A 23,651-nucleotide genomic window follows, 5' to 3' on the forward strand; every position below is an offset into this window, starting at 1 on the left:
GAAAAGTGCAGATTCTGGCCAAACATCGACTCTCATCGGGCTAAGTGACTGAGGGAAAAAGGCTTATGCAATGGGGGTTTTATTACAGCCTTGCTGCGTACGCACAAAAATAAGCACATCCCCGTTCGCACTTGCCGTGATGGGTGGGGCTGGCTGGCGTAAAAAGGGGGTCGCCACACCGACACCGGCAGCAAAAAGCCCGGCTGATGCCGGGCTTTGCTTGCTCAACTAGCTATATATATGTTTCAGCGCTGCTTGAGCTTGGCAAACGCAGCAGCCATTGCTGATTCACCAGCCGGCGGCGCCCCGCGAGCGGATGATTGCGGCTTGCGCTGATCTGCGAAACCACGCCCACCTTCCGGCCGCGTACTGCGACTGCTTGTACCAATCTCGTCGTTCAGTCGCATGGTGAGGGCAATGCGCTTGCGTGCCACATCCACTTCCAGCACCTTGACCTTGACCACATCACCGGCCTTGACCACCTTGCGCGGGTCGTCGATGAATTTGCTCGACAGGGCAGAAATATGTACCAGGCCATCCTGATGCACACCGATATCAACAAAGGCACCAAAATTGGCGACATTGGTGACGACACCTTCCAACACCATACCCGGCTGCAGGTGCTTGATGTCTTCGATGCCATCCTGGAAGGTTGCGGTCTTGAATTCCGGACGCGGGTCACGACCCGGCTTGTCCAGTTCCTTCAAGATGTCCATTACCGTCGGCAGGCCAAAACGCTCGTCGGTGTAGTCGGTAGCCTTGACCGCCTTCAGCGTGACGGAATCGCCCAGCAGCGTTTTGACCTCGCGCCCCAGCCTGGCAACAATCTTCTCTACCACCGGGTAGGCCTCCGGATGAACCGAGGAGCCATCCAGCGGATTGTCACCGCCTTGTATACGCAGGAAACCAGCAGCTTGCTCGAAGGTCTTGTCACCCAGCCGTGGTACTTTCAACAACTGTTTGCGATTTTTGAATGCACCATTCTGGTCGCGGTAAGCTACGATATTGTTGGCTAGCGTGCTGTTGAGACCGGAAATACGGGTCAGCAGCGGCACCGAGGCCGTATTGACATCGACACCAACGGCATTCACACAGTCTTCCACCACGGCGTCCAACGCGCGTGCCAACTGGCTTTGATTGACGTCATGCTGATACTGACCGACGCCGATGGATTTGGGGTCGATCTTCACCAGTTCGGCCAGCGGGTCTTGCAGGCGGCGGGCAATGGATACCGCGCCACGCAGGCTGACATCCATGTCGGGAAATTCCTTGGCCGCCAGTTCGGAGGCGGAATACACCGAAGCGCCAGCCTCGGACACCACGATCTTGGTCATGCCCAGCTGCGGATAGGCCTTGATCAGGTCTTGTGCCAGCTTGTCGGTTTCGCGGCTGGCCGTGCCATTGCCAATAGAAATCAGGTCGACGTGATGGCGCGTGCACAGCGCGCCCAGAATGGCGATGGATTTATCCCATTCACGACGCGGTTCGTGCGGGTAGATGGCGGTGGTATCCAGCACTTTGCCGGTACCGTCCACTACCGCCACCTTCACCCCAGTACGCAGACCAGGATCCAGCCCCAGCGTGGCACGCTGACCCGCCGGCGCAGCCAGCAGCAGATCGTGCAGATTGTCGGCGAATACCTTGATGGCCTCGCCATCAGCGGCGTCTTTCAGCCGGCCCATCAGCTCCAGCTCCAAGGACAGGAAAATCTTGGCGCGCCAGCACAGCCGCACTCCATCCAGCAGCCACTTGTCGGCCGCACGGCCCTTGTCCTGCACACCAAAGCGCTGGCCAATCAGCAATTCGTAGCTGGAGCGCTCGGTAATTGGGGTTTCGTCGGGCTGATATTTGAGTGCCACACTAAGCACGCCTTCGTTGCGGCCACGCAGCAGCGCCAGTGCACGATGCGAGGGCGTAGCACGCAGCGCTTCCCGATGATCGAAATAATCGGAGAACTTGGCGCCCTCCTGCTCCTTGCCTGCCACCACGCGGGCAACCAGCTCGGCCTCGCTCCACAGCTTTTCGCGCAGACGACCCAGCAGCTCGCCGTCTTCGGCAAACTGCTCGATCAGGATGGCGCGGGCACCATCCAGCGCAGCCTTAGCATCGCCGATGCCGGCCTCGACATTGAGATAGGTGAGCGCCAGCGCTTCCGGCGACTGCGCGGGATCCGCCAGCAGACTGTCGGCCAATGGCTGCAAGCCGGCCTCGCGGGCGATTTGTGCCTTGGTACGGCGCTTGGGCTTATAGGGAAGGTAAAGGTCTTCCAGCGCGGTCTTGTTATCGGCGGCATACAGCGCGGCCGTCAATTCCGGCGTCAGTTTTTCTTGCTCGCGAATGCTGGCAAGAATGGTATTGCGCCGCTCGTCCAGTTCACGCAGATAGACCAGACGCTCAGCTAGCGTGCGCAGCTGGGTATCATCCAGGCCGCCAGTGACTTCCTTGCGGTAACGGGCAATAAAGGGGACGGTGGCACCACCATCGATGAGTTCGATCGTGGCGGCCACCTGGTTTTCACGTACGGCGAGTTCAGTCGCCAGACGGCTGGCAATGCTCTTCAACATCGGTTTTTATTCTTTCGTGTTGAACAAAAACCGCTACTCTACCGCCATTCGCTCCAAAATCAAGCGGCAACCGGTCGCGCCAGCCAGGCCTGCGCCTCTTCCACCGTGTCAAAATACTCCAGATGATTGTGTGACAGCAGGCCGGCAATATGCGCCGCCAGCTTGATCCACACATCACTCACCACCAGTGCGATGCGGCCGAAGTCCTGCTCGTGGGCACGGACAAACTTCACCTCTTCCATCGCCATGTCCAGAGTGAAGTCCACCAATTCGGACAAATCCAGCAAGACATCCGGCTTGCCCTGCTCGGCCACGCGCTTGACCAAGGCATCCTCGAACAGCTTGAAATCCGCCAGCGAGAATTCATTGAACAGCGCCACATCCAGACCATAATCCTGTTCGCGGATAGAAATCATGCTGCATCTCCTAAAGTGTGAGTCCTGCCTGTTATTGTTGAGGCCATGATGCCTACGCATCAAGCCCATGTCTGTATTCTAGCGCCTGTCAGATCACATTCTGCTGACAACCATCAAGGCCGGCGGCATATTTTCTGCAATTCAGCGCAAGGCGGCCAGCAAACCGGCGACAACAATCAGCCCCATCCCCAGCAGGGCATCGGCACCTAGTGCATCGCCCCACAACAGCACGCCCAGCAATGCGGAAAACACCACGGTGAGATAGGCAAAACTGGCCACCAGATATTTGCGCCCAACCTTGTACGCCAGCGTCATGGCCAGTTGCCCCAGCATGCCGCACACCCCCACCCCCAGTAGCGCACCGACATTATCCGGACGAATCGGCGAAAAACCCGGCCCCAAGCCCAGCCAGACCGCACCAAACAGGCTGGCAATGGCAAAGAACCAGAACACCACCCGCCAGGATGGCTCGCCCATCTGCCCCAGCTCGCGCACCTGAAACACGGCAAAACCGGCACTGACACCCGACAGCAAGCCGATTACGCCAGCCAGCCACTGCTCGGAACTGAAAGTGGGCCGCAGCAACAGCACAATGCCGAGAAAGCCCAGCCCCAGCGCCAGTGCGGCGGGGCGCGACAGCTTGTCCTTGAGCTTGACCACGCAAATCAGCGAGAAAAACAGCGAGGAGGTGTAGTTGAGCGTAACCGCCGTGGACAGCGGCAGATGCGTCAGTGCATAAAACAGTGCCGACATCGACAGATAACCGACAAAGCTGCGCTTGATATGCCCCAGCCAATGCGGGGTGGACAAGGACAACCCGCGCAGGCGAATGCCCAGGCCCAGAATGAGCGTGCCGATCAAGGTGCGCCAGAACAGCAGCTCGATGGAATTGAAGTGCTGCGCACCGGCCTTGACGAACACCCCCATCAAGGCAAAAAAGGCGGCGGCAATCACCATCCAGCCAGCACCCAGCTGGCCGCGCCGCAGCCGCGACAGCAGATCAGTCGGCATCAGGCGCTCCGGCAGCAAGGCAAACAGGGCAGCAGAACATCATGGCTTGTGCAAGGAAGTGGCCGACAGACAGATGGTTTCCAGCTGCCGGCGATAGGTTTTGAATTCAGAAGCATTGGCGGCACAACGCGCCACCAGCAGCCGCTTGCCCGGCGTTGGCAGGAAGACCTGCAGATTGTGCCGCACGATCCATAAACGGCCAGAGACGAAGCGGCCTTCGCGATATTCGGTGACCAGCCGGCCATTATGCGGATTCAAGCGGGTATAGACCGCCGCTTCGCGGTCGCCCTCGGCCTGGCGGAAGCGGCGCTGCAACCGCTCAGGTGCATCCGCCTTGGCGGCCTTGCGCTCTTGCAGGGTGACTTCGATGGCCGCGCGCTCACGTTGATCCGCCTTGGGTGGCACCACCTTGATCACACGCACGCCCTCCTGCACCACGCTGCGCACTTTCCAGCCGGCAGGCAGGGTGAAACTGATCTTGCTGGCCGGGTCGACAAAACCGGCTGCCAGCAGCGGGCTTGCCAGCAGGCACAGCCCTAATAGGAGAATGTTTTTTTGCCAGTACATTGTCATCAAGACAAAGAAAAAGGCGCGGAAACCCGCGCCTTTGCCATTCTGCACTGAAATGCCAGGCTTAGCCAGCCATGGCATCGCCCATCATGCGGCGATAGAACTCGTGGAAGTGCTGCATGCCTTCTTCGGTGGGGTATTGATACGGCCCCACCTCGCTCTCGCCACGCAACCACAAGGCACGACGCCCCAGGTGCATGCGGTAGCAGATTTCGTCGTCTTCCTTGGCGGTTTCGAAGTAAGCGGCCTGCTCGGCCTCGACGAATTCCGGCTCGAAATACACCACGTCTTCCGGGTAGTAGAACTCGGTGATGACGGTGCACTGTTCCGGGCCGCGCGGAATGACCACGCTCACCACCAGCACATGCGGGTACCACTCCACCATGATGTTGGGGTAGTAGGTCAGCCAGATGGCACCGAACTCCGGTTGCTGGTCGGCAAAGCGGCGACGCACTTCTTCGTGCCACTTGCCGTAGACGCGCGAACCAGAACGGGCCAGCTGGTTTTTCACGCCAACCGTCTGCACATGGTATTGCGCGCCCCACTCCCATTTCAGTTCGGCGCAATCAACAAAATTGCCCAGCCCCGGATGGAAGGGATCGACGTGGTAATCCTCGGAATAGACTTCAATAAAGGTTTTCCAGTTGAAGTCGTATTCGGTGGTTTGCGTCGAATGGAAAGCGAACTCGGAAAAATCCAGATGCTTCGCCACACCCAGCTGTGCCAGATCGGCAGCAATGTCGCGGCCGGCATCAAACAGCAGGCCGTTCCAGCGCGTCAGCTGCGTCTGATTCAGATTGAGACAGGGTGTTTGCGGGAAATGCGGCGCGCCCAGCAGCTTGCCTTCGGCGTCGTAAGTCCAGCCATGCAGATTGCACACCATGTGGTTGCCATTGCCGCGCCCCTGATAGATCAGGGCCTGACGGTGCCGGCAGACGTTGGAAATCAGCTTGATTTCACCGCCCACATTCTTGAGCATCTTGCCATGGCCCAGCCAGTCAAGCGTATGGTAGTCCCCGTCATTGGGCACCATCAGCTCGTGGCCGTAATACAGCGGAGCATTGGCAAACAGTTGTTTTTGCTCCAGCTCGTAGTGAGCGGGATCAAAATAAGTATAGATAGGCAGCTGAGCAGCAGACGCCTGTAGCATCTGCGAAGAAGCCAGATCAGACATTATTCCCACACCTCCGTGGTAGAAGATATAAGACCAGCCGAATCTCGCTAAACGAGTTTACGGAACCATCAAAACAATGAATTAAAACAAAGGCCAAGCCTGTGCTTTGCGAGGGCGGGATTATGCCCGGCCCCGCAAGGGGGGGCAAGCAATTTTTAGCACAACAAAGCGGGGGCAGACTGAAACATTGCCACTACAAAATGGGGTTTTGCAAAATTCAGGACATTTTCATCCCGCACCTTCATAGGAATCATTGTGTTAGCTCAAATTGTGCGCAGCAACATTAGCAGCTGATGATCCATATGTTATACTGCCCGGGCATATCCGCTGCCCTTGCGGCTGGCCCCCAAGTCAGTACAAGGGGCGAAGCTGGCAGTCACCGTGCATGCACTCGCATCACCGCCGCCGCCAGCACTGCCTGACACACCGCCAAGGCTTGTCCCTGCGGCAATGCAGGCAATCGCAGCGCTGCGCAAGCGAGGTAAATCCCGCATTGCAGCATGCGCGGCCGCACTGGATAATCGCCGCCCGGTTAACACCGACCAAAGGAAAGAGAAGAGGAGCCCGTCAACTGCTCCGCACCGTCATCTTGCTGCCACAGTCATAATCCTAATATGGCCGACATGCCGGCTGGCGACAGTTATTTTCCCAACGGACCCCTTTTTAGCCATTTACTACTTCCAGCGCCTATGAAATCAAGCATTCTCGTTATTAACTGCGGCAGCTCCTCGCTGAAATTCGCTCTGATCGATACCGCCAGCAAGCAGGTCATCCTGACTGGTCTGGCTGAAAAACTGGGCCTGGAGCAAGGCCAGATCAGCTTCAAGCATGCAGGCCAGAAAGACAGCCTGCCGCTGGCAGAAGCCAATCACTCCGCCGCCATGCACGCCATCATCGGCCGTCTGCGCGAGCTGGACTTGCTGGACAGCGTCAAGGCCGTAGGCCATCGCGTGGTCCATGGCGGCGAACACTTCAAAGCCTCCGCAGTCATTGATGGCACCGTCATTGCCGAAATCGAGAAATGCGCCAAACTGGCCCCGCTGCACAATCCGGCACACCTGCTGGGCATTCATACCAGCATGCAGCAATTCCCCGGACTGCCGCAGGTGGCCGTATTTGATACCGCCTTCCATCAGAGCATGCCGCAGCAGGCCTATCTGTATGCCGTGCCGATGCAGCTGTACCGCGAGCACGGCGTGCGCCGCTATGGCTTCCACGGCACCAGCTACCGCTTTGTTACTGGCGAAGCCGCGCGCTTGCTGGACAAGCCACTGGAAGAAACCGCCTTTGTCTGCGCCCACCTGGGCAATGGCGCGTCTGCCGCCGCCATCAAGGGCGGCCACAGCGTGGACACCACCATGGGCCTGACCCCGCTGGAAGGCCTGGTCATGGGCACGCGCTCCGGCGATATCGACCCGGGCATTTTCGGCTACCTGGCTTCCGAGCTGGGCCTGGATGTCAACGGCGTGACCGATCTGCTGAACAAGAAATCCGGCCTGCTGGGCCTGTCCGAGCAGTCCAGCGACTGCCGCGAACTGGAAGACGCCGCCATGGCCGGCCAGCCGGAAGCGATTCTGGCACTGGACATTTTCAGCTACCGCCTGGCCAAGCATATTGCCGCCCTGACCGTGGCACTGGGCCGGCTGGATGGTGTGCTGTTCACCGGCGGCATCGGCGAAAATTCGTCCTACCTGCGCGCACGGGTGATCAAGCAACTGGGCTTTCTGGGCCTCAAGCTGGACGAAGCCGCCAACGAACAATGCATCCGCGGCAAGGCTGGCCGCATCACCACTGCCGACTCCGTGCCGGCACTGGTGATCAATACCGACGAAGAACTGATGATTGCCCTCGACACCGCCCTGCTGGCCGGCCTGTCGGTCTGAGGCAGCGCTAAGGAAAGAGTCCAAGCATGCATACTTTTTTTCTGGCCCCGACCGGCTTTGATGCCGGCTTGACTTCGGTGGCACTGGGCATGATTCGCGCACTGGAGCAATCCGGCTTGCGCGTGGGGTTTGTCAAACCCATTGCCCAGGGTGCCGACAGCAGCTCGCCGGAACGCTCCACCCACTTTGCCCGCGCCATCTGCCACCTGAATCCGCCGGAACCCTTGCCGATGGAGCGGGTGGAGCACCTGCTGGCGCAGGGTGAAATCGACCAGTTGATGGAAGAAGTGGTGTCGCTGTATCAGCAAGCCTCGCACAACGTCGACCTGATGATTGTGGAAGGTCTGGTCCCTGATCAGAAGCAGGTGTTCTCCACCTTCCTCAACACCAAGATCGCCCGCAACCTGCAAGCGCAAACCATCCTGGTGACCGCCGCCGACAAGCTGGCCAGCCACGAGATCGCCGAGCAGCTGGAACTGAGCCTGCAGGCTTTCGGTGCCCAGCCCGGCCATGTCGCCGGCTACATCCTGAACCGTCTGCCCAAGGAACAGAATGCCCAGCAACTGGCGATGGAAATCCTGGAAGCCGGCAACCTGCTGCAGAAAAACCGCCTGACCATGATTGGCGCCATTCCCAGCGAACCGGAGCTGCTGGCCCCGCGCACGCTGGACGTGGCTCACTATCTGCAGGCACGGGTACTGCACGCCGGCCAGATCAGCCGCCGTCGCGTGCGCAGCATGGCAGTGACCGCCCGCACCGTGCCCAATGTGGTTCATCTGCTCAAGCCCGGTGCCCTCATTGTCACTGCCGGTGATCGTGAAGACATCGTACTGGGCACCTCGATGGCCGCCATGAATGGCGTACCGCTGGCCGGCCTGCTGCTGACCTGCGACTCGCTGCCCGACCCGCGCATCCAGCAACTGTGCCATCAGGCCTTTACCAGCGGCCTGCCGGTGATGACCACCACCCACAACACCTTTGAAACCGCCAGCTTCCTCAGCAATATGAGCCGTCAGGTACCGGCGGACGATCTGGAACGGATGGAGCGGGTCATCGACTTCGTGGCCGAACACCTGGACGCCGACAAGCTCAAGCGCAATGTTGGCGCGCCGCGCGAACACCGCATGCCGCCGCCGGCCTTCCGTTATCAGTTGATGGAAAAGGCCCGCCGTGCCGGCAAGCGCATTGTGCTGCCGGAAGGCAATGAGCCGCGCACCGTCAAGGCAGCCGCCATCTGCCAGGAAAAGGGCATCGCCCATTGCGTGCTGATCGGCAACCGCATCGAGATCGAACAGATCGCCGAAGCCCAGGGCGTGACCCTGCCGGCTTCGATTGAAATTCTCGATCCCAACGAAGTGCGCGGCAACTACATCCAGCCCATGGTGGAACTGCGCAAGGGCAAGGGCCTGAACGCGCCGATGGCCGAGCAGCAACTGGAAGACAATGTGGTGCTGGGCACCATGATGCTGGCGCTGGGCGAAGTGGACGGCCTGGTATCCGGTGCCGTGCATACCACCGCCAACACCATTCGCCCGGCACTGCAGTTGATCAAGACCGCACCGGAAGCCAAGCTGGTTTCCAGCGTGTTCTTCATGCTGATGCCGGAACAGGTACTGGTCTACGGCGACTGCGCCGTCAACCCGGACCCGACAGCAGAAGACCTGGCCGACATCGCCATCCAGTCCGCCGACTCCGCCGCCGCCTTTGGCATTCCGCCGCGAGTGGCGATGATTTCCTACTCCACCGGTAGCTCCGGCAGCGGTTCGGACGTGGAAAAAGTGCGCGAAGCCACCCGCATCGCCCGCGAAAAGCGTCCTGGCCTGGAAATCGACGGCCCGATGCAGTACGACGCCGCCAGTGTGGAATCGGTAGGCCGCCAGAAAGCCCCGGACAGCACCGTGGCCGGCCGGGCCACCGTGTTTGTGTTCCCGGACCTCAATACCGGCAACACCACCTACAAGGCGGTACAGCGCTCGGCCGGCGTGGTCAGCGTTGGCCCCATGCTGCAAGGCCTGCGCAAGCCGGTAAATGACCTGTCGCGTGGTGCGCTGGTGGATGACATTGTCTACACCATTGCGCTGACCGCCATTCAGGCGGACAAGCGCTAAGACCACTCCGGCAGCACCAGCCGCCGCAACAGCCCGCCCTCACCGGCGGGCTTTTTTACGTACTGCGCCATTGGCGCAACAGCCGCATTCCACTCCAGCGCATTGTTTAAAAAAGACTTTTCCACAAACACCAGGCAAGGCCGTGATGTACATCCCATGCAATAAGGCAGCAATCAGCCGGCATTCCAGGCTGGACATTGCTGCATTCAAACGGATGTTTTACATTATCACTCGCCTTGTTTTTAAAGCCGGGCATATAAAACAAAACAAAACTTACAAATAGAGTGCTACGAGGGAGAACTCACCGCATGGCTGCCACCACCATTACCGACTGGTTTATTCCAGAAGACATCCGCCAGTCACCCGAACTGGCCATCCCGGCCCGCACCACCGTAGGCGTCGGCCTGCTGGCCGGCTGTATCGCTCCGCTGTTTTCCATCGAGTATTTCATGCTGGGACACAGCGCCATGGGCATAGGCATTGCCTTGGGCGGACTGGGCCTGCTGCTGGGCACCCTGCTGCTCAGACTGACGGGAGCCGTGCGCTTCTGCGCCGAATTCATCACCAGCTGCATGTTCGTCATGGTGTGCTGGATGGTGTATGTCAACGGCGGCATCATGTCCACCAGCGTGGTGTGGTTTGCTTCCATCCCGTTTACCGCCATCTTTGTCTCCACCCGTCGCTCGGGCTGGACATGGATGGTACTCACCATCATGGCCATTGCGGTGTTCTACCTGCTATCTGCCGATCCGGGTGCCCTGCCCGCCGTCCCCATCGCGCGCGAGGAGATTCCCAAGCTGCAAGCCAAGTCATTGATCGGCCTGAGCATTGTGGTGCTGACGCTGGCCATGGCGTTTGACAAGGCCAAGGTGAAAAGCCTGGAGCGGCTGGAAGGAGCCAGGGCCGAATCCGAACACGCCAGCCGTGCCATGCGCGAGATGATGGAACAGGTGGCGCGTTCGATCCAGGCCGCCTCCAGCGCCAGCCGCGACATTGCCGACAGCACCGGGCTGATGGCGCAAACCATGGCCGAACAGCGCAGCCGCGCCGAAGACATGATGGTGGTGGCACAGCAGATGGCGGTGGTCACCGGCCAGAACGCCGCCCAGTCCGACAGCGCCACCCGGCTGGCGCAGACGGCGGGCAATGCGGCCAGCAGCGGTGGTCAGGTGATGGATCAGGCCGTGCTGCAGCTGGGCCGCGCCGGTGAAGTCATCTCGCACGCTGCCAGCAAGCTGGAAGACCTGGGCCAGCGCAGCGCCGAGGTCAACGGCATCGTGCAACTGATCCGTGACATTGCCGACCAGACCAATCTGCTGGCGCTGAATGCCGCCATCGAAGCCGCCCGAGCCGGAGAAATGGGCCGTGGCTTTGCCGTGGTGGCCGACGAAGTACGCAAGCTGGCCGAACGCACCCAGAATGCCACGCTGGATATCGGCAACAAGATCTCGCTGATCGTGGACGGCACCAATCAGGCCATCGTCGCCATGCGCGACGGCAACGACCAGATGCAGGCCGGCCGCAACAATGCCCGGGAAGCCCAGCAGAACCTGCAGGGCATCATTCATGAAACCCGCCAGCTGGCCGGCTTGCTCGAACAGGTGGCACAGGCAGAAAACAGCCAGAATCACGGCTTTGCCCAGTTTGCCGGCGACATTACCGCCGTGGGCGAATCCACCCGCTCGCTCTCCACCGAAACCCGCTCCATCGCCGACGCCATCAAGCGGCTGGACCAGCTGCTGGACGAGCTGGGCCGCTCCTCGCGCGCCCAGCACGCCAGCTAGGCGCCAGCAGCGCACACCATCGCGCAGACCGCCAGCAGGCGGTCTTTTGCTTTCAGTCGCCTGCCCGGCCTCTGTTATACTGGCGACCTTCTGTAAACCAGTGCTCTTTGCCCGATGACCACCCCAGTCCAGCAGCTGTCCCAACTCAAAACCCGCCTTGCCCATTGCCTGATCCGTGATCGCCATGTCTTGCGCCGCAAGCTGAACGATGCCGGCGAGCGCCTGAAAAAAGGGCAGCCGGCCGACAAGCAACTGGCCGACATCAGCCAGCAACTGGAACGCTCGGCCGCCCGCGCCGAGGCCCGCCGCGCCCATCTGCCGCGCCCGCAGTTCGACAAGGCGCTGCCGGTCAACCAGAAGCTGGACGATATCAAGGCAGCCATTGCCGGCCATCAGGTAGTGATCATCTGCGGTGAAACCGGCTCCGGCAAAACCACGCAGATTCCCAAGATCTGCCTGGAGCTGGGGCGTGGCGTGTACGGACTGATCGGCCATACCCAGCCACGCCGGCTGGCGGCACGCTCGGTGGCCACGCGCATTGCGCAGGAGCTGGGTTCACAACTGGGTGAGCATGTCGGTTTCAAGGTGCGCTTTACCGACAAGCTGTCGGAAAAATCCGTGATCAAGCTGATGACCGACGGCATCATGCTGGCGGAAACCCAGACCGACCGCTATCTGGAAAGCTACGACACCATCATCATCGACGAGGCGCACGAGCGCAGCCTCAACATCGACTTCCTGCTGGGCTACCTCAAGCAGCTGCTGCCGCGCCGTCCCGACCTGAAAATCATCATCACCTCGGCCACCATCGATGCCGACCGCTTTGCCCGCCATTTCGATGGCGCGCCGGTGATTGAAGTGTCCGGCCGCACCTTCCCGGTGGAAGTCCGCTACCGCCCGCTCAAGCAGCGCGACGAAGACGAACGTGAAATGGAAATGGAAGACGCCATCGTCGATGCCGCCGACGAGCTGTCACGCCAGGGCGCGGGCGACATGCTGGTTTTCCTGCCCGGCGAGCGCGATATCCGCGAAACGGCAGAAAAACTGCGCAAGTCCGGTATTCGCGGCTATGAAATCCTGCCGCTGTTTGCCCGCCTGTCCAATGAGGATCAGCAGAAAATCTTCAAACCCTCCGGCGGCCGGCGCATCGTGCTGGCCACCAATGTGGCGGAAACCTCGCTGACCGTGCCGGGCATCAAGTATGTGATCGACACCGGCCTGGCCCGACTCAACCGCTACAGCCCGCGCGCCAAGGTAGAACTGCTGCAGGTGGAAAAGATTTCCCAGGCCGCTGCCCGCCAGCGCGCCGGTCGCTGCGGCCGGGTCGAGGCCGGCATTTGCGTGCGTCTGTATGCCGAAGAAGACTTCAACGCCCGTCCGGCCTTTACCGACCCGGAAATCATCCGTTCCAATCTGGCGGCGGTAATCTTGCGCATGGCCGCGCTGCGGCTGGGCCAGGTGGATGCCTTCCCCTTTCTGGAAGCCCCCAGCAGCCGCCTGATTGCCGATGGCTACCAGGTGCTGACCGAGCTGGGTGCGGTGACCGACAATAATGAGCTGACCCCGGTGGGCAAGGAGCTGGCACGCATTCCGGTGGACCCGAAAGTGGGCCGCCTGCTGCTGGCCGGGCGTGATTTCGGCTGCATGCGCGAGGTGCTGATCATCGCTTCGGCGCTGTCGGTGCAAGACCCGCGCGAGCGCCCCTTCGATGCCCGCGAAGCAGCCGAGCGCGCCCAGGCCCGCTTTAACGACGAAAAATCCGACTTCCTGTCCTATCTGCATCTGTGGGATTTCTTCAGCGACGCACTCAAGCACAAGAAGTCCAACCGCCTGCTGGTGAATACCTGCCACGAGCACTTCCTGTCCTATCTGCGCCTGCGCGAATGGCGCGAACTGCATGGCCAGCTGGCCGAAATTGCCAGCGAACTGGGCCTGATCAAACGTGAAGAAGCCCATGCCGACGCCGAGCAGATCGACGCCCAGATGTCGCAGAAGAAGCGCCAGCAACTGGACGCCGTGGTCTACGAGAACCTGCACAAGGCCCTGCTCACCGGCCTGGTCGGCAATATCGGCATGAAGAATCTGGAAGGCGACGACTACATGGGCGCACGCGGTGTCAGCTTCCATGTTTTCCCCGGTTCCGGCCTGAAAAAGAGCAAGCCCAAGTGGCTGGTAGCAGCCGAACTGGTGGAAACCACCCGCCTCTACGCCCGCTGCGTGGCCAAAATCGAGCCGGAATGGGTGGAAAAACTGGCCGCCCATCTGGTGAAGTACCACTATTTCGAACCGCACTGGGAAAAGAGCCGGGGCGAAGTCGTTGCCAGCGAACGGGTCACCCTGTACGGCCTGACGCTGATTCCGCGTCGTGCCGTCAGCTATGGCCGCATTGCCCCGCTTGAGGCACGCGAGCTGTTTATCCGTGGCGCACTGGTGAACATGGATTACGTCAGCAATGCACCCTTCTTCCAGCGCAACCAGCAGCTGATCCGCGAAGTGGAGCAACTGGAACACAAGGCGCGCCGGCAGGATGTGCTGGTGGACGAAGAAGCCCTGTACGCCTTCTACCACGAGCGCATCGGCAGCGAAGTGGTCGATGCGGCCAGCTTTGAAGCCTGGCGCAAGGAAGCGGAAAAAACCGAACCCAAACGCTTGCACCTGACCCGCGACGAGCTGATGCGCCATGCCGCCCAGCATGTGACCGAAAACCAGTTTCCGGAATGGCTGGAACTGGAAGACGGCAAGCTGCGGCTGAAATACCGCTTCGAACCCAGACACCCGCTGGACGGCGTCACCATGGATGTGCCACTGGCCATCCTCAACCGCCTGCAGCCGGCACCGTTCGAGTGGCTGGTGCCCGGCATGGTGCGCGAAAAGCTGCAGCAGCTGATCAAGGGCCTGCCCAAGCAGGTGAGACGCTGCTGTGTGCCGGTGCCGGACTTCGTCACCCGCTTCCTCAGCAGCAATCCTGACCAGCAGCAGCCGATTGCCGGCCAGCTGGCCCATTTCATTCTGCGCGAAACCGGCGGTGTGAAAGTCGACCACGATGCCTTCAAGCAGCAAGAGCTGCCAGAACATCTGCTGTTCAACTTCCGCATCATCGATGATGGCAAACAGGAAATCGGCCTGGGCCGCGATCTGCTCGCCCTGCAAAAGCAGTTTGGCCAGGCCGCCCAGCTCACCTTCCGCGACAGCAGCGCCGACTTCGAGCGCGACGAGGTCAGCAGCTGGGACTTTGGCGAACTGCCGGAAAGCATACAGTTTGCCCGTGGCCGCCAGCAGCTCACCGGTTTCCCGGCGCTGACACTGGAACAGGACAAGGTGGCCATCCGCCTGTTCGACACCCAGCCGGAGGCCGAACGCCATCACCGCGCCGGGGTGATCCGCCTGCTGCAACTGCAGTTGAAGGAGCAGATGAAACAGCTGGGCAAGGGCCTGTCCGGCATGACCCAGATTGGCCTCAATCTGCGCAATGTGGCGAATGTCGAACAATTGTTGGCCGATGCCATTGCCTGCATCTGCGACCGTGCCTTTATCGGCGAAGATGCCCTGCCGCGCAACGAGAAAGCATTCAACGATCAAAAGACCCGCGCCCGCACCCGTCTGCCGGCGGTGATTCAGGCGGTTACCCAGTATCTGAGCCAGATCGGCAGCGAATACATGCCGCTCTACAACAAGCTGCAAAAGCACCGGCTAGGCCAGGAGCTGCAACAGCAGCTGGGCAAGCTGGTCTACCCGGGCTTCCTGTATGACACGCCCTGGTCACAGCTGCCGCATATCACCCGCTATATGCGCGCCATGGGCTTGCGCATGGACAAGCAGCCGGCCAATCCGCAACGGGATGGCCAGCGCGCAGCCGAGATACGCGAACTGTGGAACAAGTGGGAAGCACGCATGGCCAGCGAGCGCGAAGCTGGCGAGCCATCACCGGCGCTGCAGGATTTTCGCTGGCAGCTGGAAGAGCTGCGCGTCAGCCTGTTTGCTCAGGAATTGAAAACGCCCTATCCGGTTTCAGTGAAACGCTTACAAAAAGCCTGGCAGGACCTGCCTAAACAATGACAATTATCAATCATTCCTGCCGAATAAATCTGGCGATAGCAATGACAAAAACATAGAATGTTGCGTCCATTCGAAACCGTGCACCATGTCTGACAATAATCTTTCCGACAAGCTCAAATCGAGCGCCATTTCCATCGGCAAAGAACTGCCGATGGATGTCTACGCCAAAAACGGCATCTTGCTGCTCAAGCGTGGTCACTATGTGCTATCGCCGGACATGAAGCATCGCCTGATCAAGCTGGGCTTTGCCGAACAGCCAGCCGAGGTGAAGCCGGCCGAAAAAACGGCCGACAACTACCGCAAAGGCCAGTCGCTGTTCGAGGAAATCGTCTTCCTGCAGCAAAGGGTGCGCAATATGTTGCAGCACGCGCTGACCCAGCCGGATCTGGAGCAGCGCGTGCGCGCCATCGCCCAGACCATCATCAGCCTGAGCGAGCGCCATCCGGATGGCCTGATGGCCTCCATGCTGCTGCTGCCCTTTCAGGAATACGGTGTGGCGCACTCCTTGCACACCACCGCTCTGCTGACACTGATTACCCGCCAGATGAAGCTGCCGGCCGGTCACCGCGAAATCCTGCTGTGCGCCGCGCTCACCATGAATATCGCGCAGATCGAGCTGCAAAATGAACTGTTCAGTCACGAGGGGCAGCTGACGCCGCAGCAGCGCAGTGCCATCAAGGAACATCCTTTGCTCAGCTCGGCCATCCTGCGCGAAGCCGGCATCGAAAACGAGCTGTGGCACGCCCTGGTACAGACCCACCATGAAAACTGGCAGGGCAGCGGCTACCCCTTTGGCCTGGAACGCAAGCAGATCCTGCCGCCGGCACATCTGCTGCATCTGGCCGACATCGCCTGCGCCAAACTGGCACCGCGGCGCTATCGCAGCGCGCAGCTACCGGCCACGGCACTGGGCAATCTGTTCCAGCGCAAGGATGTCGATTTCGACAGCGCCTTTACCACCATGCTGATCAGGGAGCTGGGCATTTACCCGCCCGGCAGCTTTGTCAAACTGGTCAATAACGAAATCGCCGTGGTGCTGGCACGCCGCGACAAGCCAAGCGAGCCGCAGGTAGCCGCACTACGCAAGGCCGACGGCCCGGCCTATGCCGAAGTATTGCTGCGCGAAACCAGCCACTCGCAGTACAAGATCGCCGGCCCCTGCTCGTTCAGCATGGCGGGGGTGCGCATCTCCTTCCTGGCCAGCCTGTGGAAAATCTGAGCCATCGGGTCTGCTTGCAAAAGCCAAGCACCGCACAGGCCGTCAGCTTATAATTGCGGCTGCTCCGCCAGCTTGTTGGCGCAGCGCCCGTAACCCACGCCGACAGCATCGCCGCATGAACTCCCGCAACAAGAAGCAACTGCATGACAAGGTAGTGCCCGAACAGATTCTCATGGGCAAGGAACTACCACTGGATGTTTATGCCAAGAACGGCCTGTTGCTGCTGAGCAAGGGGCATTTCGTGCTGAGCGATCGCCAGCGTGAAAAGCTCCTGGAAATGGGCTATGCGGTGGATGGCAACAAGCTGGACGCCGTCAGCCTGCCCGAAGCCGACCCGATGATGGTGCGCGAGAGCGTGCTGCACGAGATGGCCTTCCTGCAGCAACGCACCCGCACTCTGCTCAACTACGCCCTGCAACTGGAAGACTTCCCGCGCAAGGTCAGCCTGCTGGTGCGCGACATCGTCCGCCTGAGCGAACAGCATCCCGATGGGGTCATTGCCAGCCTGCTGCTGGTGCCATTCAACGAATACGGCCCGGCCCATGCCCTGCACACCACCGCCCTGCTGGCCCTGCTCAGCCGGCGCATCCCCCAGCTGAGCAGCGAACAACGCCATACCGTGCTGGCCGCAGCGCTCACCATGAATATGTCGATCTGCCAGCTGCAGAACACGCTCTATCACCAGCAGGAAGCCCTGACACCCCAGCAGGAAGAAGAAATCGCCGGCCACCCGCTGATGAGCTCGGCCATTCTGCGCGAAGCCGGCGTGAGCAATGAACTGTGGCACTGGCTGGTACAAACCCACCATGAATCCTGGCTGGGCAATGGCTACCCCTACGGCCTGGCGCGCGGGGAAATCGAATCGCTGGCGCACATCCTGCACATGGCCGACATCACCTGCGCCAAGCTGACCCCGCGCAGCTACCGCGCCGGCATGGTACCGGCCGCCGCGCTGGGGCATTTGTTCCAGCGCAAGGACACCGAGTTCGACCCGGCCTACACCACCTTGCTGATCAAGGAGCTGGGCATCTACCCGCCCGGCAGCTTCGTGCGCCTGGCCAATGATGAAATCGGCGTGGTACTGGCCCGCCGCGAAAAAGCCAGCGAACCGCAAGTTGCTGCCATTCGGCGTGGCGATGGTCCGGCTTATATCGACGCCCTGATTCGCGATACCAGCCTGCCGGCACACAAGGTAGTCTCCCCTTGCACCGCTGCCATGGCCGGCGTACGGGCCTCGCATCTGGCACGACTGTGGCGCACCCAGCTCAACTGAAACCACGGCCACCAGGCACAAAAAAAGCCGGCGCGATGCCGGCTTTTTGCTTGCCCCGAAGCGGGCGGGTATAGCGGCCTAGCTGGCTTCACCCACGGCCGGGCCCTGCAATACGTTCTGCGGCATACCCAGAGCCAGTACGCGGCGCTGGCGCTCGGCAAAGCCGGCCGTGCCGATTTCCTGCTGCCAGCTAGCGACTTCACCAGCACCGGCCATGCCTTGCAGACGTTCCGCCAGCTTGGGCTGCGGCGGCACTTGCAAGCCGGCCAGCACCTCGTCAGCACGTGTGGGCTGATTGCAAACCAGCACCATATCGCAGCCTGCTGCCAGTGCCGCCGCTGCCCGCTCGACAAAGCTGCCAGCTCCGGCAGCACCTTCCATACCCAGGTCATCAGAGAAGATGACGCCGTCAAAGCCCAGCTGGCCACGCAAAATGTCCTGCAGCCATACCGGGGAAAAACCGGCCGGACGATCATCTACCGCCGGATACACCACATGGGCCGGCATCACCGAGCCCATGCCAGCTGCCGCCATGCGGGCAAAGGGGATCAGGTCGTCGGCTTCCAGCTCGCTCAGTGTGCGGTCGTCTTGCGGCATGAGGAAATGGCTGTCGCCCGCCACGAAACCGTGACCAGGGAAGTGCTTGCCGCAGGTGGCCATGCCACCTTGCCGCAGCCCGCGCTGCAAGGCCAGGGCCAGCTCGGCCACCACTTCCGGCTCGCGATGGAAGGCACGATTGCCGATGACCGCGCAGCGCCCCCAGTCCAGATCCAGCACCGGGGTGAAGGACAGGTCGATACCACAGGCACGCAACTCGACAGCCAGCACCACCCCCACGTCCTCGGCAGCGGCACACGCGGCGGCTTCATCCTTCTGCCACAGCTCACCCAGCACACTCATCGGCGGCAAACGGGTAAAACCTTCCAGAAAGCGCTGTACACGGCCCCCTTCGTGATCGACGGCGATCAATAGTGCGGGGCTGCGCAGGCGGCGGATTTCGGCAGTCAGTGCCTTGAGCTGTTCGATATTCTGGAAATTGCGGCGAAACAGGATGACCCCACCGACCAGCGGATGGGACAGACGCGTGCGCTCTGCATCGGTCAGACTGAAGCCGGCCACATCCACCATGACCGGACCACGTTGCAGCGACAAGGCTTGCATGGCTGATACTCCAAACAGTGTGAGGGCCGGGCGGCCCTCAGGATTGATTCTTTGGCAAGGATAGGCCGGGGGCTAATCCTGCTCCAATACCACAAAGGCCAGGGCGTGTTCGCGCTCGTCCGTGATGGAGACATGGCTGCGCACCACGCCGCGCTGCAGCAGGAAGTCCTGCAAGTCCGGGCCGAATACCAGCATGGGTTTGCCCTGTGCATCGTGGCTGACAGCAATGGCGGTGAGCAATACCGGCTGCACCACCCCGGTACCCACCGCCTTGGACAGTGCTTCCTTCACCGCAAAGCGCTTGGCCAGGAAGCGCGCCTGATCGGCCGCCGCCAGAAAGTCAGGCATTTCCGCCTCGGCCAGAATGCGCCGGCCGGCCTTGTCGCCCCAGCGTTGCAACAGGCCCTGCATGCGGGCGATTTCCACCATATCGGTGCCAATACCGTAGATCATGCCTGCTCCTTGCGCCGTTCAACGCTGACACGCAGCAGCCACAGCATCAGACAAGGCAGCCAGACATACAGCAACTCGGTATAAACCACGCGGCCGCCTTTGGCCGTCAGCCATAGTCGCGGTGAGATGGGCGCACCTTCAATCGGCCGCCACGGCAGCAGATAGCGCTGCATGTCGAACGGCATGAACAAAGCCGGGCCATGCGTGGCATCGGTCAGCATATCCAGTCCGGCATGACTGGCGATGACGGCAAACAGCAGCAAGCAGGCCGAGCGCAAGGACCAGCCCAGCCGCTGCCACAAACCACGGCTGCAAGCAGTCAGCAACAATGCTGCCAGCAGGGCCAGCAGCAAGGAATGCGACACACCGCGATGCCCCCAGGGGCTGGCATAAGGAATGCCAAGCTTGAAGGTGACCACGTCCAGGTCGGGCAGCATGGCCGCGGCAGCGCACAGCAGCAAGACCTTCAGACCATCGGCGCGCGAGGCTGCGGCCGAGCCGGCCCCCGCCAGACGGGATAGCGTGGCCCCGGCCACCGCGTGGCTGATGATGGTGGGCATGCGGCTCAGCCCTGACGGGCTTCCTGCATCAAGGCTTTCATGTCGCGTACGGCGCGATCAAGGCCAACAAACACGGCCTGGCCGATAAGGGCATGGCCGATATTCAGCTCGCTGATCTGCGGGATGGCGGCAATCGGCTTGACGTTGTGATAGTTCAGCCCGTGCCCGGCATTCACCACCATGCCCAGTTCGCTGGCAAAGGCTGCTGCACCGCGAATGCGCGCCAGTTCGGCCTCACGTTCGGCAGCATGTACCGCATCGGCATACGCACCGGTGTGTAGCTCGATCACGCGGGCACCGGCTTCATAAGCCTTGCTGATCTGGGCGCGGTCCGGGTCGATGAAAATGGATACGCGGATGCCGGCCTGCTGCAGGGTTTCGGTGTAATGGCACACATCGGCATAGTGGCCCAGCACATCGAGCCCGCCTTCGGTGGTGACTTCTTCGCGTTTTTCCGGCACCAGGCACACGTCTTCCGGTGCCACCGCCAGCGCATTGGCCAGCATTTCCGGCGTCATGGCCATTTCCAGGTTCATGCGGGTCTTGATGACCTGACGCATGGCTACCACGTCGGCATCCTGAATGTGGCGACGGTCTTCACGCAGATGCAGGGTAATCAGGTCGGCACCGGCGGTTTCCGCGACCAATGCAGCCTCGATCGGGCTGGGGTAGCGGGTACCGCGCGCCTGGCGCAGCGTGGCGACATGATCGATATTCACACCAAGCAAAATCATCTTCAGCTCCTGTTGCGCAGGCCTCAGTCGGCAATGGCGTTGATGGCCTGCAAGAGTTCACGCGAGGCCAGTGGCTCCGCGCCCAGCAAATCGGTAAGCAGCAAGCGCAGCAGGCTGCGGGCAGCACGACGGGTGCTGGCGGCGGCGTAGTCATCGGCCTCGATGGCCAGCAATTCGGCACCGGGCAAGCAGACCGACTGCCCGGCCGCCTCGCCGCTGGCCCGTTCGGGCAGGGCACCGCCCCGGCACAGGTAGTCGGCAGCGGGGTCGATCAGTTCGCCGTGCAGGTCACAGGCGAAACTGCCGGCATAGCCCAGTGCCTGCAGCAGCCGCAATTCGTAGCGGCGCAGCACGCTGGACAGGGAATGCGTCTGTGCCAGCGCACGCACCGCCTGATCATAAATGGTAAAGGCACGCGGTTCGGCATCGTCACGGGCCGTCAGCTTCAGCATCAGTTCATTCAGATAGAAGCCGCAGACCAGCCGGATGCCGGACAACTGTGGCACACCACCATTCCATTCTGCCGTATGCAGGGTGCGCACTTCCCCCTTGCCAAACCAGGACAGGGTAAGCGGCTGAAATGGCAGCAGTACGCCGCGCACATCCGCCCGTGGCCGGCGTGCACCGCGGGCCACCAGAGTAAAACGGCCATGCTGTGGCGTGAACACCTCCACCAGCAGGCTGGTTTCACGATAGGGCTGGGTGTGCAGCAGGTAGCCGGGCTGGCGGTCTACCCTGCCCTGTTGGCTCATGCGTCCCGGTCCTGTCCGCTGGCATGCGCACGCTCTACCCGCGCCACCTTGAGCGAGAAGTCGCGATACCACACCTCGCGCCCCAGCTTTTGCGCGACCAGATGCTCGGCATGCTGCCGCCAGGCGGCAATGGCCTCCACGCTGTCCCAGTAGGAAACGGTAATGCCAAAGCCGGCACTGTCACGGGCACTTTCCGCGCCCAGATAACCGGGCTGGACCTCGGCCAGGCGCAACATGCGTTCGGCCATGTCGGCGTAGCCCTGGTCGGCAGCGCTGCGTTGCGAGGAAAAAATCACCGCCCAGTAAGGCGGAGAAGGCAGCTTGAGCGGCATCAGTTCAGGCCGAATTCCCGCAGGAAGCGCACGTCGTCAGCCCAGCCGGATTTGACCTTGACCCAGACTTGCAGGAAGACTTTGCCGTCGAACAGCTTTTCCATGTCCAGCCGCGCTTCGGTCGAAATTTTCTTCAGCTTTTCGCCGCCCTTGCCGATGACGATGGGCTTCTGGTTGTCCTTGTCCACCAGAATGGCGATGTGGATGCGGCGCAGCGCACCATCCATTTCGAACATTTCCACTTCCACATTCATTTCATACGGCAGCTCTTCGCCCAGGTAGCGGAACAGCTTTTCGCGCACGATTTCGGCGGACAGGAAGCGCTCGCTCTTGTCGGTCACCATGTCGTCCGGATACAGCGGCATGGATTCCGGCAGATGCGGCCGCACCTTGTCCAGCAGCTCGGACAGGCGCTGGCCGTGCTTGGCACTGACCACTTCGCAGTCGGCAAACTGGAATTCGGTGCGCACGCCATCGATGAATTCCTGCAGCAGGAACTTGTCCTTGACCTTGTCCAGCTTGTTGATCACCAGGATGACCGGCGTGTGCTTGGGCAAGAGCGCCATCACTTCACGGTCGGCCGCGCTGCAGCGCATGGCTTCCAGGATGAACAGCACACAGTCGACGCTGCCCAGCGAGTCTTTCACGCTCTTGTTCAGCGTCTCGTTGAGCGCGCCCTTGTGGAAGGTCTGGAAGCCCGGGGTATCGACAAAAATGAACTGGGCGTTGTCTTCGGTATGAATGCCGTTGACACGATGGCGCGTGGTTTGCGCCTTTTTCGAGGTAATGCTGACTTTCTGGCCGATGAGATGGTTCATCAGCGTCGATTTGCCCACATTGGGGCGGCCAACGATGGCGACAAAGCCACAATGATATGCGTGTTCGGTCATGGGTGTTTCTTGCCTGTGGCCAGTTTTTGTTCAAGAAGCAGCAGTGCGGCTTCGGCGGCCTGCTGTTCGGCGGCGCGGCGACTGCCGCCCTCACCGCTGGATTCGATCATCAGTTCGCCCAGATCGCACACCACCTTGAACCATTGTTCGTGGGCTTCGCCGGTCTGGGTCTGGATGCGGTATTTGGGCAGAGGCCATTTGCGCGCCTGCAGTGCTTCCTGCAAACGGGTCTTGGCATCCTTGGCATGCTTGGTGGGATCGATGGCCGCCACGCGGCCTGCGTACAGGCGGCGCACCACCTGCTCGGCACGCTGGAAATCCGCATCGAAACTGACTGCGGCAAAGGTAGCCTCCAGCGCATCGGCCAGAATTGACGGCCGATTGAAGCCACCACTTTTCAGCTCGCCCTCACCCAGATACAGGTATTCACCCAGCTTGAGCTCGTGGGCGATCTCGGCCAGCGTGTTCTGGTTGACCAGATTGGCACGCAAGCGTGACAGCTCGCCTTCACTCAGGCGCGGAAACTGATCGAACAGCATGCGCGCCACGGTGTAATTGAGAATGCTGTCGCCAATAAATTCGAAACGCTCGTTATTGGAGGCAGCAAAGCTGCGATGTGTCAGCGCCTGGCGCAGCAGATCGGGCTTCTGGAATGCATAATCCAGCGCCTGTGACAGGCGCCGGAATCGGGTTTCAACTTGGTTCACTGTA

Annotated in this window: 19 protein-coding genes; 6 read left to right on the forward strand and 13 right to left on the reverse strand. The window is 61.0% G+C overall.

Annotated elements, in window-relative coordinates; all coding sequences use genetic code 11:
- Nucleotides 1–245: 245 nt before the first annotated feature.
- The 5 genes from DBR44_RS18515 to DBR44_RS18535 form a co-directional block, all read right to left on the reverse strand.
- Nucleotides 246–2,564 (reverse strand): Tex family protein, encoded by a 2,319-nt coding sequence (locus DBR44_RS18515; protein WP_124645469.1) that lies wholly within the window; start codon nucleotides 2,562–2,564, stop codon nucleotides 246–248.
- A gap of 59 nt (nucleotides 2,565–2,623) precedes the next feature.
- On the reverse strand, nucleotides 2,624–2,980 hold the full coding sequence (locus DBR44_RS18520; RefSeq protein WP_124645470.1) for an STAS/SEC14 domain-containing protein: 357 nt from the start codon (nucleotides 2,978–2,980) through the stop codon (nucleotides 2,624–2,626).
- A gap of 141 nt (nucleotides 2,981–3,121) precedes the next feature.
- Entirely contained in the window at nucleotides 3,122–3,991 is an 870-nt protein-coding gene (locus tag DBR44_RS18525) for a DMT family transporter (protein WP_233578675.1), read from the reverse strand.
- Nucleotides 3,992–4,030: 39 nt separating this feature from the next.
- Nucleotides 4,031–4,558 carry a hypothetical protein gene (locus DBR44_RS18530; protein WP_124645471.1) on the reverse strand — a complete coding sequence of 176 codons (528 nt, stop codon included), beginning with the start codon at nucleotides 4,556–4,558 and terminating at the stop codon, nucleotides 4,031–4,033.
- Between the two features lie 67 nt (nucleotides 4,559–4,625).
- The gene (locus tag DBR44_RS18535) at nucleotides 4,626–5,735 is read right to left on the reverse strand and encodes an aromatic ring-hydroxylating dioxygenase subunit alpha (RefSeq protein WP_124645472.1); all 1,110 of its coding nucleotides are present in this window, start codon (nucleotides 5,733–5,735) and stop codon (nucleotides 4,626–4,628) included.
- A gap of 689 nt (nucleotides 5,736–6,424) precedes the next feature.
- Here DBR44_RS18535 and DBR44_RS18540 point away from each other — a divergent pair.
- The 6 genes from DBR44_RS18540 to DBR44_RS18565 all read left to right on the forward strand — a co-directional run bounded on the left by DBR44_RS18540 (nucleotide 6,425) and on the right by DBR44_RS18565 (nucleotide 18,058).
- Nucleotides 6,425–7,618, forward strand: a complete 1,194-nt coding sequence (locus DBR44_RS18540) for an acetate/propionate family kinase (RefSeq protein WP_124645473.1) — start codon at nucleotides 6,425–6,427, stop codon at nucleotides 7,616–7,618.
- A 26-nt stretch (nucleotides 7,619–7,644) separates the two neighbouring features.
- Nucleotides 7,645–9,726, forward strand: a complete 2,082-nt coding sequence (gene pta, locus DBR44_RS18545; RefSeq protein WP_124645474.1) for a phosphate acetyltransferase — start codon at nucleotides 7,645–7,647, stop codon at nucleotides 9,724–9,726.
- A 308-nt stretch (nucleotides 9,727–10,034) separates the two neighbouring features.
- Nucleotides 10,035–11,510: a methyl-accepting chemotaxis protein gene (locus DBR44_RS20050; RefSeq protein ID WP_124645475.1), complete on the forward strand. Its 1,476-nt coding sequence runs from the start codon at nucleotides 10,035–10,037 to the stop codon at nucleotides 11,508–11,510.
- A gap of 114 nt (nucleotides 11,511–11,624) precedes the next feature.
- Entirely contained in the window at nucleotides 11,625–15,566 is a 3,942-nt protein-coding gene (gene hrpA / locus DBR44_RS18555) for an ATP-dependent RNA helicase HrpA (RefSeq protein WP_124645476.1), read from the forward strand.
- Between the two features lie 85 nt (nucleotides 15,567–15,651).
- Nucleotides 15,652–16,785: an HD-GYP domain-containing protein gene (locus DBR44_RS18560; RefSeq protein ID WP_124645477.1), complete on the forward strand. Its 1,134-nt coding sequence runs from the start codon at nucleotides 15,652–15,654 to the stop codon at nucleotides 16,783–16,785.
- Between the two features lie 115 nt (nucleotides 16,786–16,900).
- A complete protein-coding gene (locus DBR44_RS18565) occupies nucleotides 16,901–18,058 on the forward strand; it encodes an HD-GYP domain-containing protein (protein WP_158613666.1) in 1,158 nt (385 codons plus the stop codon).
- Nucleotides 18,059–18,136: 78 nt separating this feature from the next.
- On the opposite strand, the gene nagZ is transcribed toward DBR44_RS18565, so the two are convergent.
- The 8 genes from nagZ to rnc form a co-directional block, all read right to left on the reverse strand.
- Nucleotides 18,137–19,219, reverse strand: a complete 1,083-nt coding sequence (gene nagZ, locus DBR44_RS18570; RefSeq protein ID WP_199731109.1) for a beta-N-acetylhexosaminidase — start codon at nucleotides 19,217–19,219, stop codon at nucleotides 18,137–18,139.
- A 72-nt stretch (nucleotides 19,220–19,291) separates the two neighbouring features.
- Nucleotides 19,292–19,672, reverse strand: coding sequence for a holo-ACP synthase (gene acpS, locus DBR44_RS18575; RefSeq protein ID WP_124645479.1), 381 nt, complete (start codon nucleotides 19,670–19,672; stop codon nucleotides 19,292–19,294).
- Complete coding sequence (locus tag DBR44_RS18580) at nucleotides 19,669–20,232, reverse strand: metal-dependent hydrolase (RefSeq protein ID WP_124645480.1); 564 nt, start codon at nucleotides 20,230–20,232, stop codon at nucleotides 19,669–19,671. Before DBR44_RS18580 ends, acpS begins: the two co-directional genes overlap by 4 nt.
- Before the next feature lie 5 nt (nucleotides 20,233–20,237).
- Nucleotides 20,238–20,966 (reverse strand): pyridoxine 5'-phosphate synthase, encoded by a 729-nt coding sequence (gene pdxJ, locus DBR44_RS18585; RefSeq protein ID WP_124645481.1) that lies wholly within the window; start codon nucleotides 20,964–20,966, stop codon nucleotides 20,238–20,240.
- A gap of 23 nt (nucleotides 20,967–20,989) precedes the next feature.
- Entirely contained in the window at nucleotides 20,990–21,718 is a 729-nt protein-coding gene (gene recO, locus DBR44_RS18590; protein WP_124645482.1) for a DNA repair protein RecO, read from the reverse strand.
- On the reverse strand, nucleotides 21,715–22,050 hold the full coding sequence (locus DBR44_RS18595) for an antibiotic biosynthesis monooxygenase (RefSeq protein WP_124645483.1): 336 nt from the start codon (nucleotides 22,048–22,050) through the stop codon (nucleotides 21,715–21,717). Before DBR44_RS18595 ends, recO begins: the two co-directional genes overlap by 4 nt.
- Entirely contained in the window at nucleotides 22,050–22,940 is an 891-nt protein-coding gene (era, locus tag DBR44_RS18600) for a GTPase Era (RefSeq protein ID WP_124645484.1), read from the reverse strand. The genes DBR44_RS18595 and era overlap by 1 nt, the downstream gene beginning before the upstream one ends.
- The gene (gene rnc, locus DBR44_RS18605; protein WP_124645485.1) at nucleotides 22,937–23,647 is read right to left on the reverse strand and encodes a ribonuclease III; all 711 of its coding nucleotides are present in this window, start codon (nucleotides 23,645–23,647) and stop codon (nucleotides 22,937–22,939) included. Before rnc ends, era begins: the two co-directional genes overlap by 4 nt.
- Between the last annotated feature and the right edge of the window lie 4 nt (nucleotides 23,648–23,651).

This window comes from Aquitalea sp. FJL05 (assembly GCF_003852595.1).
Classification (GTDB): domain Bacteria; phylum Pseudomonadota; class Gammaproteobacteria; order Burkholderiales; family Chromobacteriaceae; genus Aquitalea; species Aquitalea aquatilis.

Bases quoted from the DNA above. Each gene is read 5' to 3' on its own strand.
- DBR44_RS18515 (WP_124645469.1), bottom strand. From the start codon at position 2,564: ATGTTGAAGAGCATTGCCAGCCGTCTGGCGACTGAACTCGCCGTACGT.
- DBR44_RS18520 (WP_124645470.1), bottom strand. From the start codon at position 2,980: ATGATTTCTATCCGCGAACAGGATTATGGTCTGGATGTGGCGCTGTTC.
- DBR44_RS18525 (WP_233578675.1), bottom strand. From the start codon at position 3,991: ATGCCGACTGATCTGCTGTCGCGGCTGCGGCGCGGCCAGCTGGGTGCT.
- DBR44_RS18530 (WP_124645471.1), bottom strand. From the start codon at position 4,558: ATGTACTGGCAAAAAAACATTCTCCTATTAGGGCTGTGCCTGCTGGCA.
- DBR44_RS18535 (WP_124645472.1), bottom strand. From the start codon at position 5,735: ATGTCTGATCTGGCTTCTTCGCAGATGCTACAGGCGTCTGCTGCTCAG.
- DBR44_RS18540 (WP_124645473.1), top strand. From the start codon at position 6,425: ATGAAATCAAGCATTCTCGTTATTAACTGCGGCAGCTCCTCGCTGAAA.
- pta (WP_124645474.1), top strand. From the start codon at position 7,645: ATGCATACTTTTTTTCTGGCCCCGACCGGCTTTGATGCCGGCTTGACT.
- DBR44_RS20050 (WP_124645475.1), top strand. From the start codon at position 10,035: ATGGCTGCCACCACCATTACCGACTGGTTTATTCCAGAAGACATCCGC.
- hrpA (WP_124645476.1), top strand. From the start codon at position 11,625: ATGACCACCCCAGTCCAGCAGCTGTCCCAACTCAAAACCCGCCTTGCC.
- DBR44_RS18560 (WP_124645477.1), top strand. From the start codon at position 15,652: ATGTCTGACAATAATCTTTCCGACAAGCTCAAATCGAGCGCCATTTCC.
- DBR44_RS18565 (WP_158613666.1), top strand. From the start codon at position 16,901: ATGAACTCCCGCAACAAGAAGCAACTGCATGACAAGGTAGTGCCCGAA.
- nagZ (WP_199731109.1), bottom strand. From the start codon at position 19,219: ATGCAAGCCTTGTCGCTGCAACGTGGTCCGGTCATGGTGGATGTGGCC.
- acpS (WP_124645479.1), bottom strand. From the start codon at position 19,672: ATGATCTACGGTATTGGCACCGATATGGTGGAAATCGCCCGCATGCAG.
- DBR44_RS18580 (WP_124645480.1), bottom strand. From the start codon at position 20,232: ATGCCCACCATCATCAGCCACGCGGTGGCCGGGGCCACGCTATCCCGT.
- pdxJ (WP_124645481.1), bottom strand. From the start codon at position 20,966: ATGATTTTGCTTGGTGTGAATATCGATCATGTCGCCACGCTGCGCCAG.
- recO (WP_124645482.1), bottom strand. From the start codon at position 21,718: ATGAGCCAACAGGGCAGGGTAGACCGCCAGCCCGGCTACCTGCTGCAC.
- DBR44_RS18595 (WP_124645483.1), bottom strand. From the start codon at position 22,050: ATGCCGCTCAAGCTGCCTTCTCCGCCTTACTGGGCGGTGATTTTTTCC.
- era (WP_124645484.1), bottom strand. From the start codon at position 22,940: ATGACCGAACACGCATATCATTGTGGCTTTGTCGCCATCGTTGGCCGC.